This window comes from Bradyrhizobium sp. S69 (genome assembly GCF_009766005.1).
GTDB lineage: Bacteria > Pseudomonadota > Alphaproteobacteria > Rhizobiales > Xanthobacteraceae > Bradyrhizobium.
Genome location: NZ_LMUK01000060.1, coordinates 2409 through 16364 on the forward strand (window position 1 = coordinate 2409; position 13956 = coordinate 16364).

The following is a 13956-nucleotide window of genomic DNA, read 5'->3' on the forward strand; positions in this document are numbered from 1 at the left end:
CGGCTCGACTTCACCGACGGGTGCAGATGAAACCGCAGCGCATAGTCGGTATCGTGGCCCTTGATCCGGGCGCCCGGCGCCGGCGCCAGCGTGTCCTCGCCGTCGAGCCTGGAGCCGTCATGCGAGGCCATCAAGACGCGGCGATGCACGACGCCATAGCGCGCGAGATAGCCGTCGTGCGAGGCGGTCAGCAGCTCGCCATTGGCGACCGCCTCGCGATAGCTCTCGACATGGGTCGGCCCGCCAATGATCGGCGATCCCTGCAGCAGCCGCTTCATCGCCGACAATTCGACGAATTGGCACGACGACGTCTCGTGATAAGTCAGCGTCGAATGCGCCGGCGTGCTGCGCGCGAACACCCGCCAATTGTCGCGGCCGGTCGACGGCATGCCGCAATTGATGACGATCCGGCTTAGGCCTGACGACAACTCGAATGACAGGCAGCCGGCATGGGCGTCGTGGCTGACATTCGCCGGTGGCGGCGGGCCGGTGTCCACGATCACGGTCATCGCACCGGCATCGAGCCTCTGAAAGCCGGTATGCGGCATGTTCGCCATCGGCGCGCCGTGCGCATCGTCATAGGCGAGCAGCGTTGCCAGGAGATCGGAAGGCGCGCTGCTCATGCCGTTGAACAGCGCGAAGCTGCCGTCGCCATGGCGGAAGAAACGCAGCATCGGCATCATGCGGTCGATCGCGTTCAACAAGGCTGGCGGCGGCGCGATGTTACGGGCGGCGAAGGTCTGCCGTAGCGGCAACAGATCGATCAACAGCTCGATCAGCGCGCCAGGATTGCGCGAGATGTGGCCGCCATCGGGCAGGATCTGTCGCGCCAACTCGTCGGAGAGTTTTCGTGTGGCGCCTCGGATGTGGCGCGCCTGGTTGGCAAGGCAGAGCGAGGCGTAGCACAGCGCGATCACCACCTGCAGCCGCGGCACGCCGTCGGGCATATCGAGCATGGCGTAGCGCAAATGGCGGATATCGCGGGTCAGGCCGCGCAGATAGCGCCGGTAGAATTTGCTGTCGGTGTCGCTGAGCACCAGCGGGGCCTGCGACAACAGCGAGATCACGCGGCGGGCCATCACGTCGGCGCGGCGGCTCACCGGGCGTTTCTTCGCAGGATTCGACATCCAGTCGTCGACCAGCGAACGAGCATTGGCGCGGGTCAGCGCGGTATCGGCCGCGCGCAAATGCCGCAGCCATCCGAAGCCGAGTAGCGCCACCTCCCAATCTTCCGATGGCGGCTCGAGATCGAAGATCGAGCGTCCGTGGCAGGTGACGATCTTGCCGGCGAACACAAAGCGGCCGGCATAGATTTCGGCGGCCCGGGTGGCGTCGGCCGTGCGCAGGTCGTGCGGTGCGATGATCAGCCGATCGGCGCGGCCGGGCCACAGCCGCGACAGCGCTACCGAGCCGCCACTTGCGCGCGCCATCATGTTCCGCGCGAAGCGGCCCATGATCAGCGTCGAAATGCGTCTGCGTTGAGCGACCGACACGCCTTGCCTAAGTGTCCCGAAGTTCGCTCGAAATTGCGTCACCCCCTTAGCGAACTTCGGATTCGAGGGGACGCCAGGAAAACATGATTCGAGTATGGGTCCGGTTCAGAAGTCCTCTTCGCTTCCGGAGGCGAAAAGAACTTCTAAAGCCGCACACTCGGTCGGGAGGGAATCTTGCGAATCCTTTTAATCCGGAAACGCGGTCAAGACACCATCTTGAAAGTACGCGAATCAACGACTCGGTCTGAAAATACAGTGCAAAATCATGATTTAACCAGCCGCGCGGCGTAAAAGCCGTCGAGCCCGCTCAGCCTCGGCTCGTCCCGCGGTAAATGGCTGGGCAGGGTCCGCAAATCGCCTTCCGCGGTCAGGATCTCGGCGAGGCCCGCGACCTCGCCGGCCTCGACCGGCGCCCGGCGCATCGACGGCTCAGCGGCGAGAAAGGTCGATACGGCCTGTTCGCCTTCTTCCGGTTCCAGCGAGCAGGTGCAGTAGACCAGGGTGCCGCCGGGCCGCAGCAGAGTGACCGCCCGCTGCAGCAACCGTTGCTGCAGCGCGACCAGCGGGGCGATATCGGCTTCCTGCCGGAGCCAGCCGATGTCGGGGTGGCGGCGGATGGTTCCGGTCGAGGTACAGGGGGCATCGATCAAGATGCCGTCGAAATTGCCGCCATTGGTGCCGCCCGGCCATTCGGCGGCGTCGACCACGACGGTTTCGGCCTCCAACGCGAGCCGAACCAGATTGTCGCGCAGCCGTGCCATGCGGTTTGGGGAACGGTCGACCGCGGTGACGTGCGCGCCGGCTTGCGCGAGCTGGGCGGTCTTGCCGCCTGGCGCCGCGCAAAGATCGGCGATGTTTTTACCGGCGACGTCGCCGAACAGCCGGACCGGCAATGCGGCGGCGGCGTCCTGCACCCACCATTGGCCCTCGCTGAATCCCGGCAGCATCGTCACCGAGCCTTGCAGCAGCGTGCGCACCGACCCGGTCGGCAGCGTTTCGCCATGCAGGCGCGTCGCCCATTGCGCGGTGTCCGATTTCACGGTGATGTCGAGCGACGGCTCATGGCCGATCGCGGTGGCGATGTCGCGGGCAATTGTTTCGCCGTAATGGGCGGTCCAGCGTTGCAGCAGCCATGGCGCGACATCGAGCCGTTCGGCCTTGACCTCTGCGATCAGCGCTTCGCCCTCGCGCGCGCAGCGGCGCAGCACCGCGTTGACGAGCCCGGCATATTTCGCGGCGCGCCGGTCCGATTGCACCAGCCGCACCGACAGGTCGACCGCGGCGTGATCGGGCACATCCATCCAGAGAATCTGCGCGGCGCCGATCAACAGCGCGCTCTGCGCGCGCGGCGCGTCGGTCGGAATGCCGCGATTGAGCAGCCGCGACAGCACATGGCCGAGGGTGCCGAGCCGCCGCAGGATCGTCGCCACCAGCCGCCGCATCAAGGCACGGTCGCGATCGGAGAGCGTCTTCAGTCCGGGATGCGCGCCGGCGCCGTCGAGTTGATCGTCGAGCTGGCGGTGCTTGTGCAGCACGCCGTCAAGAATATCGGCTGCGATCCGCCGCGCCGCGAGACCAGGCACTTCGGTTGGCAAAGCGAATCGTTGAGGAGGCATTGCTTGGGAACATCTCGGAAGCGGTGACGGCGGCTTGGCGGAACAAGGCTACCATCGGAGGGGTGCACTGCTCTCGCATGCGAATATGCCAAATATAAGAATCGCCTTCATGATTTCAAAGTTCAGGTATGATCTGGATGCCGAAGGTTTGAATACGAGTTCTCGCTGAAAGCCGCAAAAGATGCCCCAGGATCCCTCGCCCTCGCCGCCCGATCCTTCGTTGCTCAGGGCTACTGCATCTGAGCCGGAACGCAAGCCGCTGCCCGAGGCCGCCAAGCGCGCGCTCGCCGAAGCTGAAGCGCGGCGGCAAGCCACCGCTGCCAAGGCTCACCCGCTGGCAAAAGAGCTGCAGGGGCCGAAGGGGCCGGAACCGACCCGCTTCGGGGATTGGGAAAATAAAGGTATCGCCTCGGATTTTTGAGGCCGGAGACGAAAAAGCCACGCCGAGGCGCGGCTTTTGAAGGTCGTGAAGTCGTCGGATCAGCGTGAGACCACCACGGTCGTGCCGACCGAGACGCGCTGGTAGAGGTCGCTGATGTCCTCGTTATACATCCGGATGCAGCCATAGGAGACGAAGCCGCCGATCGAATTCGGCACGTTGGTGCCGTGGATGGCATATTCACCACCGGCCAAGGTCATCGCGGCGACGCCCATCGGATTGTGCGGCGAACCGCCCGGAATCACGCTCGCGATCGACGGTTTGTCATGCCGGACCTCGGCGGGCGGCGACCAGGCCGGGCTGCGGTATTTGCCGTCGATCTGGGTGACGCCAGCCCATTGCTTGCCGGCCTTGCCGACGCCGACCGGATAGCGCATCGCGTGACCGGGATCGACCACGAGATAAAGCCGGCGCTCATTGGTCTTCACCACGATCGTTCCCGGCGAATAATCGCCCCGGAAGCCGACCATGTCCGGCCGCGCCTGGGCCGCGCCCGACATCAACACGCCCGCCCCGATAGTGGCTGCCAGCGCCACCGCAATCCTCAGCGACATTATGTTCTCCAGTTCGCTACTACCGCCCCAGCGGAGCGGTCAAAAATCTCAAACCTCGGCGAAACGCCGGCTTGCCTACGTATTTTTAACCGCGTGCCTTAACCAGGCGGTTTCCACGCGGGCCGTTGGATGAATTTGGCGGGGGTGAGGTAAGAAAATGTTCGAATTAAAGTAAATGACTTGAAAACAACACTCGCCGGGAAACGCCCGGCGAGCGCTGACGATGCCGTGAGGCGTCCTCGGTGACCTTGCCTATTGGGCTGGTGCCGGAGTTTTCTTCTTCTTTTTCTTTGCCGCGGGCTTGGCCGCCGGCGCACCTTCCGCCGCTGGCGGCTTCTTGCAGGCCCCAGTCGTGTCGATCGCGACCCTGGCTTTGCGGGCTTCGCATTCGTTGGCGTAGGTCTTGCCGTTGCAGCCGCACACCGGCCGGGAAACCCGCATGCAGAAGTCGGGCGCCTTGAGGCACGTACCGGCGGTATCGGGGCTGCTGCATTGCCCGGCCGGAAGCTGGCAATAAAGCGCCGAGTTGCAGGTTATTTTCTGCGGGCCGCCGCAGGCCTCGTCGAGATTGGCGGCGCCCGCGCGGGGCGAGCCCAGCGCAGCGCCGGATACGACAACGAGTACCGCCAAGACCAGACGTCCGAGATGCAACCGCATGAGCCCCTCTCTCTGCCCGCGGAGGAACTACCCCTCCGCGCCCTTCTTGTTCTGCCGATGTGCCACCAGATCATCGACCACGGCGGGATCCGCCAAGGTTGAAGTATCGCCGAGACTGCCCGGCTCGTCTTCGGCAATCTTGCGCAGGATGCGGCGCATGATCTTGCCGGAGCGGGTCTTGGGCAGGCCGGGCGCGAATTGAATGAGGTCCGGCGAGGCGATCGGACCGATGTCCTTGCGCACCCAGGCGACCAGTTCCTTGCGCAAGGCGTCGCTAGGTTCCCTGCCGTTCATCAAGGTCACATAGGCATAGATGCCCTGGCCCTTGATGTCGTGGGGATAGCCGACCACGGCGGCTTCCGACACCGCCTCATGCGCCACCAGCGAGCTTTCGACTTCGGCGGTACCCATGCGATGGCCGGAGACGTTGATCACGTCATCGACCCGGCCGGTGATCCAGTAATAGCCGTCGGCGTCGCGGCGGCAGCCGTCGCCGGTGAAGTATTTGCCCTTGTAGGTCGAGAAGTAGGTCTGCTCGAAGCGGGCGTGGTCGCCATAGACGGTGCGCATCTGCCCCGGCCACGACCTTGCGATGCAGAGATTGCCGCTGGTTTCGCCGTCCAGCACCTTGCCGTCGGCATCGACGATTTCAGGCACCACGCCGAAGAACGGCTGCGTCGCCGAACCGGGTTTGAGCTTGGTGGCGCCCGGCAGCGGCGTGATCAGGATGCCGCCGGTTTCGGTCTGCCACCAGGTATCGACGATCGGACAGCGCTCGTCGCCGACCACGCGATAATACCATTCCCAGGCTTCCGGATTGATCGGTTCGCCGACGCTCCCGAGCAGGCGCAGGCTCTTGCGCGAGGTCTTCTTCACGGGTTCGTCGCCGCCTTGCATCAGCGCGCGGATCGCGGTCGGCGCGGTGTAGAAGATATTGACCTTGTGCTTGTCGATCACGTTCCAGAATCGCGAATGATCGGGATAGTTCGGCACGCCTTCGAACATCAGCGTGGTCGCGCCGTTGGCCAGCGGTCCATAGAGGATGTAGCTGTGGCCGGTGACCCAGCCGACATCGGCGGTGCACCAGTAAACGTCGCCGTCGTGATAATCGAACACATAGTGGTGCGTCATCGACGCGAAGACGAGATAGCCGCCTGACGTATGCAGCACGCCCTTGGGCTGGCCGGTGGAGCCCGAGGTGTAGAGGATGAACAGCGGATCTTCCGCGTTCATCGGCTCCGCGGGACATTCCGTCGTTACCATCTCGGCCGCGTCGTGGTACCAGAAATCGCGCGACGGATTCATCTCGACGGGGGTGCCGGTGCGCTTGACCACGACGACCCAATCGACGCCGCCGCTTTTGGCGATCGCAGCATCGACATTGGCCTTCAGCGGCACCTTCTTGCCGCCGCGCAAGCCTTCGTCGGCGGTGATCACGATCTTGGACTGGCAGTCGCCGATGCGCTGGGCCAGGCTGTCGGGCGAGAAGCCCGCGAACACCACCGAGTGGATGGCGCCGATCCTTGCGCAGGCCAGCATCGCGTAGGCGGCTTCCGGAATCATCGGCAGATAGATCGTGACGCGGTCGCCCTTCTTGACGTTACGCGTGCGCAGGATGTTGGCCATCTTGCCAACTTCGTCGTGCAACTGCCGATAGGTGATGTGCTTGGACTCGGAGGGGTTGTCGCCTTCCCAGATGATCGCGGTCTGGTCGCCGCGCTTGGCCAGATGGCGGTCGATGCAATTGGCGGCGACGTTGAGCACGCCGTCCTCGAACCATTTGATCGAGATATTGCCCGGCGCGAAGGAGGTGTTCTCCACCTTGGTGAAGGGCTCGATCCAGTCGATGCGCTTGGCCTGCTCGGTCCAGAATCCCTTCGGGTCCGAAATCGAGCGGGCATACATCTCCTGATATTTGTGCTGGTCGACAAAGGCGCGCTTGGCCCATTCCGCGGATACGTCGTAAATCTTCTCGGACATCGTCATTCTCCCCTTCCAACCGGCGGCACCATTAGGGTGGATTTGGCGGCCACCAGCCCTCTTGATCGTTGTCTTGATTATGCGTCGCCGCGCTGCCTCGCGACAAGGCGGAAACCTCTCCGACCTTGGTCGGTGCGGTTTTGTTTTGACCCGTTTTCTTCACGCGAACCGGTTCCCACTTGGCTCGAAAACGCTTTAGATCGCGGCGGTCGCGGCCCCGGTCGTCGTCGGTCCATCCTCCCGAAGCCATCACTTTCGCGTTTCGCCGCAGCCTTAAATCAACGTTATCGCGCGAATGGGAGCCATGACCGGTATCTGGAAACCTCCTGCGACAGATTCGGGACTCGCAATGGGCTGGCTTACCCCCTAAATGGCCTCCCCGGGGCCAGAGCGTCCCGCCGGAACCAAGCCATAACAACGGGCATTACCGGAAGCACAGGTGAAGCAGGCGAACTATGGCTATGATGGATCAGCAGAATTTCGAGGCTACGCGGCCCGTTTCCGCAGATCCCGCCGTGGCGCTGGCGCGAGCGCTCGGGCAACTGCCCAAAACGCCGGTCAAGGCGCGCGGCGCGACCAAGCCCGCCATCACTGGCATCGTCGCCAAAACCTCCGTTGAAGATTTGGCCGGCGAGCTTGGCCTGACGCTCGGCGATCAGAACGAACTCACCATCCGGCGCATCAAGCGCGGCAAGAGCTATTCCTTCATTCGGGCCAATGGCACGCCGATCCGGCATGTCGGCACCATCCGGCGCCTGAATTCGATGGCGGTGCCCCCGGCCTATCAGGAAGTCCGCTATTCGCCGGATCCGACCTCGCATTTGCAGGCCGTCGGCCGCGATGCCGCGGGCCGGCTGCAATACCGCTACCACGCCGACTGGGAGAAGGTCCGCGAACAGCGCAAGGCGCATCGGCTGGGCAAGCTGGTCGCGGCGCTGCCGAAAATCCGCCGTAACGTGTCGATGCATCTGTCCGGCGACACCCCGACCCGCGAATTCGCGCTGTCGGCGGTGATCGAATTGATCGCGCGCACAGCGATCCGGCCCGGCAATGAATCCTACGCGCGCCTCAACGGCACCCGCGGCGCCACCACCATGCTGAAATCCAACGTCACGCTGGAAGACGACAATGTGGTGCTGACCTTCAAGGCCAAGGGCGGCAAGGCCACGCGCAAGGAATGCAACGCCGCCAAGCTGGTGCGCGCGATCGGCATCCTGCGCACCGTGCCCGGCAAGCGCATGTTCCAGTACCGCGACAATTCCGGCGTGGTCCGTGCGGCCTCGACCACCACGGTGAATGCGTTCCTGCGCGAGATCGCCGGCATCAAGATTTCGCTGAAGGATTTCCGCACCCTGATGGCGTCCGCCGTGGTGCTGGAATCGCTGTCGCGCATTTCGCCCGCCGCCAGCGCCCGCGGCCGCAACAAGCAGGTACTGGAAGCGGTCCGCGCCGCCGCCGATGAGCTGTCGAACACGCCGGCGATCTGCCGCAAGAGCTATGTGCACGACACCATCGTCACCGCGTTCGAAGACGGCATCCTCGAGCGCTTCGCCGCGACCATGAAAGGCTACCGCTCGCAATCCAAGCGCGAGCAGCTCCTGGCGCAAGTCGTGACGGCCGCGGCGGCGTAACCTTTCTTCCTTCTCCCCTTGTGAGAGAAGGTGGCGCGAAGCGCCGGATGAGGGGTCGCGACATAACGATAGGCTGATACCCCTCACCCGCCTCGCCGCCGCTTCGCGTCGTCGATCCACCCTCTCCCACAAGGGGAGAGGGGAAAGTAAGCAGGGCTCGCTCGCCTCACGCTTTCGATTCAATTTTCAAACGACCAATCATCAACGACCGTCATTGCGAGCGTTAGCGAAGCAATCCATGCAACAGGGAAGAGCTGGATTGCTTCGTCGCAAGTGCTCCTCGCAATGACATTGATAGCCTGTAGCCCGCATGAGCTCTTGCGATATGCGGGACCGCGGCGAAGACCCGGATATCGCAAGAGCTCATCCGGGCTACGATCACCAAACACAACCCTGCATTCTCGCGACACACTGCGCCCGAGTTTTGCAAATTCGTTCGCCCCAAAAAGAGAGGGCGCAGTGCGACCCTCAAGAGAGGGCGCAGGGAAGACCGGGTGCGCGCTGCACCCGCGTCCCGTGTGCAAAAGTAGCAAACAAAAACGCACACGAGCATACAGGTTCAGCGGAAACACTCCGGCCTTCCCTGCGCAATGGTTCTACGGCTTATTCCGTGCTCTCCCCGGCGAGACCTGGCTTGCTTGTCACCGTCATTCCCAAGAAGCGTGAGCTTCCCAAGAATTTGACACCTGCCATCGGGGCGTCAGGACCACACGACTTTGCCGTACGCGTCAGTGCCGTTCGTCTCGCGGCACTCTCGCGTCCATCGCTCCCCGCGCCCAACGTCCGTGGCGATCGCGAAACGCCCCTCTTGCGGTGCGGGATGACGTAAGAAGTGAAGGTGATTTGCCCTCACGATCAACAACGATTTGCTGCGACACATTGGCACGACGGGCAACTCACCGGAGTAGCGGCAATCGCTGTCAAGGTTATTTGATCGCCCGAAGTGTTTTTCTTCCCCTCTGCATAAGCGGAGAAGCGAAGACTACTTTGACCGTTGGTGCCCTCATGGTGAGGAGCGCGCGTTGGCTGTGCGAAGCGAGGATAGCCTAAGCCACAACCCCGATGGAATTCGTCGCCGAACTGCCGGGGCTGTGCGGCAGCGGCTGCAAATGGCACGAATCGTCGGCGGCGTGAGCGTTCGACAAGAACACGATGTTCCTGCCGCCACGCTTGGCGTCGTAGAGGGCGTCGTCGGCCCATTTGGCGACGGTCTCCGGCGCGGCAGCTTCTTGCGCGAACGCGACGCCGAGGCTGATCGTCACCAAATTGTCCGAACCGTCGACGGGATCAGTTCCAGGATTGACGATGGCGAGCGCCTGCACCGAGCAGCGGATGCGTTCCGCGATCGTCCAGGCCAGATCGGGCGAGGCGTGCGCGAGAACGACGAGGAATTCCTCGCCGCCATAGCGAAAGACGGCGTCTTCGCCCAACCGCACCGAATCCTCGATCGTCATGGCGACGCGCCTGATGCACTCGTCGCCGGCGGCGTGGCCGGCGGTATCGTTCAGCCGCTTGAACCAGTCGATATCGGCCATGATGAACGCGATACTGGCTTTCGAGATCGTCGGATCGCGCCAGAGCTTCTCGATCAGGTCGGTCGCCGAGCGGCGATTGCCTAACCCGGTGAGAGGGTCGTGTGTCGCCAGGATTTCCAACTGATGATTGGCGCTTTTCAGCGCGTCGCTGCGAAACTCGCTGCGCAGCGACATCAGGAAGGCTTTTCGAGCGAGGATCGACTGGGTCTTGCGCGCGACGGTCGCCGCATAGATTCCCATCGCATAAAACACCGTAGTGCCGATCGCTTCCTTGAGGTCGATCGCGGGATTGAAGATTTCAAAGCCGAAAAAGGTGGCCGCGGAGCAGGCCATCAGGGCCAGCGTCCAGACATAGTCGACATTGAACACCACGATCGCGATGGTGTTCACATACATGATGCAGGTGAGGAAACGCTCATCGTCGGTGCCGCCGGCCGCGGCGGCGAGGAAGCCGTAAGCCATCATGACGCTGATCATCAGAAGCAGCAGCGACAGGCCTTCGACCGTGGCGCTGCGGGGCTTTCGCCAGACCAGATAGGCACAGGCGTGCAGGGCCGGAACCAGCAGCCCGCTGATAAGGGTGGTGAGGACTAGGAATTCGGGAGCGAGAAGGTAGCTGATCGGCACGAACGCCATGCTGATCAGCGCGACCCAGATCATCCATGCGCGCGAAATCTTGCTTCGCTGCGGCCATTCCTTCTGGCGGTAGGCCAGAATCATCTCGGGAGAAAACCGGATATCGCGGGTACGTTGCGACAGCAGCCGTTCGGTCTCGGCTTCGAGAGCGGGCGTTATGGACACGCTCGCTGTGTCGTCGAGCGGTGTCGGGCTCAGGCTGCTGGCACCCGATTTCAAAACCTGTTCCTCTCCCGGCGTTATTCTGGCCGCAAGGTTTGGAGTAAGCGCCTGAAATGCTAAATTTCCCCTGCGGGGAGGGGCGGGGACCGGGGAGGAGCGAGAGGTTTTATAATACCTATTGAGGTGGCGGCCCTAAAGCCCGCCCATCTTGCAGACCATCTTCCACTCGTCCGCAGTCACCGGCTGCACGGACAGCCGCGAATATTTTACCAGGGCCATTTCGGCGAGCTTCTTGTCGGCCTTGATCGCGGCCATCGTCACCGGAATCTTCAGGGGCTTGTCGGCCTTGATGTCGACGCAGACGAATTTTTCGGTCTTGTCGGTCGGGTCGGGATAGGCCTCCTTGATGATCTCCGCGATCCCGACGATCTCCTTGCCCTCGTTGGAATGATAGAAGAAGGCGCGGTCGCCTTTCTTCATCTTCACGAGGTTTTGCCGCGCGGTGAAATTGCGCACGCCGGTCCAGGCTTCGCCCTTGGCGCCTTTTGCCAACTGCTGATCCCACGACCAGGTCGAGGGCTCCGACTTCACCAGCCAATAATTCATGTCGTCCCTCTTCTATTCGTCATGGCCGGACATAGCCGTCCGAAGGACGGCGTCGCTTCCGCTCGCCTATGTTCCGGCCATCCACGTCTTCCTTCAACACTATTATCAAGACGTGGATGCCCGCGACAAGGAGACTGAAGACGCGCTTCGCGCTTTTGCGCAGGGCATGACGAAGTGAAGGTTATCCCTCCGCCTTGAATGGCCGCGTCAGCAGGCCTTCGATCGCTGCGTCAATGGTAACCGCGCCGTTCAATATCGCGGCGACCGCCGATGATACCGGCATATCGATATTTTTCGAAACCGCGAGCTCGATCAGCACCGGCGCGGTGAATTCGCCCTCGGCGAGTTTTCCCGGCGGCGGCGCTTCGCCACGGCCGAGCGCGATGCCGAGCGCGAAATTGCGCGATTGTTGATTGGAGCAGGTCAGGATCAGGTCTCCCAGGCCCGACAGCCCGGCCATGGTCTCGCTGCGCGCGCCGCAGGCATGGCCGAGCCGCACCAGTTCCGAAAAGCCGCGCGTGGTCAGCGCCGCCAGCGCCGAGGCGCCGAGCTTGCGGCCGACCGCGATGCCGGCAGCGATCGCCAGCACGTTCTTCGCGGCGCCGCCGATCTCGACGCCGCGAATATCCGTCGAGTGATAGGGCCGGAACGTCGAAGAGCCCAGCGCCTGCACCAATGCGCTGGCGAGCGCTTCATCATGTGCCGCCAAGGTCACCGCGGTGGGAAGCCCGCGCGCGACGTCGTCGGCAAATCCGGGTCCGGACAGGATCGCGGGCGTCGCATGGGGCGCGGCTTCCGCGATCACCTCGGTCATGAATTTGTGCGTGCCGCGCTCGATGCCTTTGGCGCAGGCGATGATCGGCGTGCCCTTCGCAAGATACGGCGCGAGTACGTTGGCCGCGCCGCGTAAATGTTGCGCGGGCGTGGCGATCAGGATGATATCGGCGCGTCCTGCCAGCGCCAGATCGGTGGTCACCGTGATATCGGCCGCGAGCCGCACGCCCGGCAACCTCGGATTCTCGCGTGCCGCAATGATGTGTGCCGCATGCGCCGCATCCCGCGCATACAGCACGACATCGCGTCCGGCCCGCGCGGCGACACCCGCCAGCGCCGTGCCCCACGCACCGGCTCCGATCACCGCAACGGAGTTAAAGGACGGCATTGGAGGGCCCTATCCTTTTGATCGGGGGGTGAGGAAAGCCATGCGCGACGCCGAGCCCGTGGCCATCCCCCATCCCAACCCTCCCCCGCAAGCGGGAGAGGGGGCGCGCTTCGTTGTGTGGTGGGCGGGGCCGATAAACGCGTAGCTGTTGCCCGAATGGTTTAGGGCATGCGTTTGCGGCGAATGCCGCCTACTCCCTCTCCCGCGTGCGGGGGAGGGTTGGGGTGGGGGCGCTTCGTTCCGGGCGTGCTGCGATTCCTTGTCCATCGGCGTCTCTAAAACCCCGCCCGCGTATTGGCAAACCCCGCGGGCACGATCGCATTTTCATCGAGCCGCCAGCGGGCGCGGGGCGGCGCGTCCAGGGTGTCGATCATGCCGAGCGCCAGCCGCTCGGCGCCGGCCCAGGCGATCATCGCGCCGTTGTCGGTGCATAACGCAGGCGGCGGGATGATCAGCGTGGTCTGCGCTTTGGCGGCTACATCCTGCAATGCGCCACGGATTGCCTGATTGGCGGCGACGCCGCCGGCGGCGACCAGCGCTCGTGGCGGACCGAATTGCTCGTGAAACAGCCGCAAGCCGACGCTCAGTCTATCAGCGGTCGATTCCAGTACCGCGGCTTGAAAGCCGGCGCAGAGATCTGCGATGTCCTGCGGCTCCAAAGGGCCAAGCCGGCTGGCCTCGTTGCGCACAGCGGTCTTCAATCCCGACAGCGAGAAATTCGCATCCGGACGCCCGAGCATCGGCCGGGGAAATGCAAATCGTTTGGGATCGCCGCCGCGCGCGGCGCGCTCGACTTCCGGCCCGCCGGGATACGGCAGCCCGAGCATCTTTGCGACCTTGTCGAAGGCTTCGCCCATGGCGTCGTCGACGGTGGTGCCGAGCCGGACATATTGTCCGACGCCGGTGACGGCGACGATCTGGGTATGGCCGCCGGAGGCGAGGAACAGGCAATAGGGAAACGCCAGCGCGCAGGTCAGTCGTGGCGTCAGCGCGTGGGCCTCGAGATGGTTGACGGCGATCAGCGGCGTGTCGTGCACCATCGCGATCGCCTTCGCCGTGGTCAGGCCGACGATGACGCCGCCGATCAGGCCCGGCCCCGCGGCGGCCGCGACCGCCGACAGTTGCGAAAAGCGCAAACCGGACTCCTTCATCGCGGCGGCGATGATGCCGTCGAGCGCATCGACATGGGCGCGCGCGGCGATCTCCGGCACCACGCCGCCAAAGCGGACATGCTCCTCGGTCTGCGAACGCACGATGTTGGACAGAATCCGCCCCGACCCATCGCCCTGGCGCTCGACCACGGCGGCGGCGGTTTCATCGCAGGTGGTCTCGATGCCCAGCACAAGCATCCACTTTTCATTAGCCAATTTGAGCCCTTGCGCTAGTGCCGAAAGCGGCGTTTGCGTAGTAAAAGACCTCATCCTGAGGGAGCATCGCGCGAGCGATGCGTCTCGAAGGATGGCCGCGGATGACGGCCGTGCAAGC

At 63.7% G+C, this 13956-nt stretch carries 11 protein-coding genes; 2 read left to right on the plus strand and 9 right to left on the minus strand.

Features of this window, described 5'->3' with window-relative positions; translation table 11 throughout:
* Both GSQ88_RS31730 and GSQ88_RS31735 read right to left on the minus strand, forming a co-directional pair.
* The coding region (locus GSQ88_RS31730; protein ID WP_174248185.1) for a heparinase II/III family protein at positions 1-1454 on the minus strand (1454 nt) is incomplete at its 3' end.
* A 302-nt stretch (positions 1455-1756) separates the two neighbouring features.
* Positions 1757-3109, minus strand: coding sequence for an RsmB/NOP family class I SAM-dependent RNA methyltransferase (locus GSQ88_RS31735; RefSeq protein ID WP_159012037.1), 1353 nt, complete (start codon positions 3107-3109; stop codon positions 1757-1759).
* 181 nt (positions 3110-3290) lie between these two features.
* Between GSQ88_RS31735 and GSQ88_RS31740 the strand changes: the two genes are divergently transcribed.
* Positions 3291-3530, plus strand: coding sequence for a DUF1674 domain-containing protein (locus GSQ88_RS31740; RefSeq protein ID WP_159012038.1), 240 nt, complete (start codon positions 3291-3293; stop codon positions 3528-3530).
* 59 nt (positions 3531-3589) lie between these two features.
* On the opposite strand, the gene GSQ88_RS31745 is transcribed toward GSQ88_RS31740, so the two are convergent.
* The 3 genes from GSQ88_RS31745 to acs form a co-directional block, all read right to left on the minus strand.
* Positions 3590-4102, minus strand: coding sequence for a L,D-transpeptidase (locus tag GSQ88_RS31745; RefSeq protein ID WP_159012040.1), 513 nt, complete (start codon positions 4100-4102; stop codon positions 3590-3592).
* 252 nt (positions 4103-4354) lie between these two features.
* Positions 4355-4759 carry a Kazal-type serine protease inhibitor family protein gene (locus GSQ88_RS31750; RefSeq protein ID WP_159012041.1) on the minus strand — a complete coding sequence of 135 codons (405 nt, stop codon included), beginning with the start codon at positions 4757-4759 and terminating at the stop codon, positions 4355-4357.
* Between the two features lie 27 nt (positions 4760-4786).
* On the minus strand, positions 4787-6739 hold the full coding sequence (gene acs, locus GSQ88_RS31755; RefSeq protein WP_159012042.1) for an acetate--CoA ligase: 1953 nt from the start codon (positions 6737-6739) through the stop codon (positions 4787-4789).
* 461 nt (positions 6740-7200) lie between these two features.
* Here acs and GSQ88_RS31760 point away from each other — a divergent pair, with 461 nt between their 5' ends.
* Positions 7201-8370, plus strand: coding sequence for a DNA topoisomerase IB (locus GSQ88_RS31760; RefSeq protein WP_159012759.1), 1170 nt, complete (start codon positions 7201-7203; stop codon positions 8368-8370).
* 1046 nt (positions 8371-9416) lie between these two features.
* On the opposite strand, the gene GSQ88_RS31765 is transcribed toward GSQ88_RS31760, so the two are convergent.
* The 4 genes from GSQ88_RS31765 to tsaD all read right to left on the minus strand — a co-directional run bounded on the left by GSQ88_RS31765 (position 9417) and on the right by tsaD (position 13820).
* Complete coding sequence (locus GSQ88_RS31765; protein ID WP_159012043.1) at positions 9417-10706, minus strand: GGDEF domain-containing protein; 1290 nt, start codon at positions 10704-10706, stop codon at positions 9417-9419.
* A gap of 189 nt (positions 10707-10895) precedes the next feature.
* Complete coding sequence (locus tag GSQ88_RS31770) at positions 10896-11309, minus strand: EVE domain-containing protein (RefSeq protein WP_159012046.1); 414 nt, start codon at positions 11307-11309, stop codon at positions 10896-10898.
* Between the two features lie 181 nt (positions 11310-11490).
* Positions 11491-12471 (minus strand): NAD(P)H-dependent glycerol-3-phosphate dehydrogenase, encoded by a 981-nt coding sequence (locus GSQ88_RS31775; RefSeq protein ID WP_159012048.1) that lies wholly within the window; start codon positions 12469-12471, stop codon positions 11491-11493.
* A gap of 275 nt (positions 12472-12746) precedes the next feature.
* Positions 12747-13820 carry a tRNA (adenosine(37)-N6)-threonylcarbamoyltransferase complex transferase subunit TsaD gene (gene tsaD / locus GSQ88_RS31780; protein WP_159012050.1) on the minus strand — a complete coding sequence of 358 codons (1074 nt, stop codon included), beginning with the start codon at positions 13818-13820 and terminating at the stop codon, positions 12747-12749.
* Positions 13821-13956: the final 136 nt, after the last annotated feature.

Coding starts and splice junctions, on each gene's coding strand:
- GSQ88_RS31740 (WP_159012038.1), top strand. CDS start 3,291: ATGCCCCAGGATCCCTCGCCCTCGCCGCCCGATCCTTCGTTGCTCAGG.
- GSQ88_RS31750 (WP_159012041.1), bottom strand. CDS start 4,759: ATGCGGTTGCATCTCGGACGTCTGGTCTTGGCGGTACTCGTTGTCGTA.
- GSQ88_RS31745 (WP_159012040.1), bottom strand. CDS start 4,102: ATGTCGCTGAGGATTGCGGTGGCGCTGGCAGCCACTATCGGGGCGGGC.
- acs (WP_159012042.1), bottom strand. CDS start 6,739: ATGTCCGAGAAGATTTACGACGTATCCGCGGAATGGGCCAAGCGCGCC.
- GSQ88_RS31775 (WP_159012048.1), bottom strand. CDS start 12,471: ATGCCGTCCTTTAACTCCGTTGCGGTGATCGGAGCCGGTGCGTGGGGC.
- GSQ88_RS31760 (WP_159012759.1), top strand. CDS start 7,201: ATGATGGATCAGCAGAATTTCGAGGCTACGCGGCCCGTTTCCGCAGAT.
- GSQ88_RS31770 (WP_159012046.1), bottom strand. CDS start 11,309: ATGAATTATTGGCTGGTGAAGTCGGAGCCCTCGACCTGGTCGTGGGAT.
- GSQ88_RS31735 (WP_159012037.1), bottom strand. CDS start 3,109: ATGCCTCCTCAACGATTCGCTTTGCCAACCGAAGTGCCTGGTCTCGCG.
- tsaD (WP_159012050.1), bottom strand. CDS start 13,820: ATGCTTGTGCTGGGCATCGAGACCACCTGCGATGAAACCGCCGCCGCC.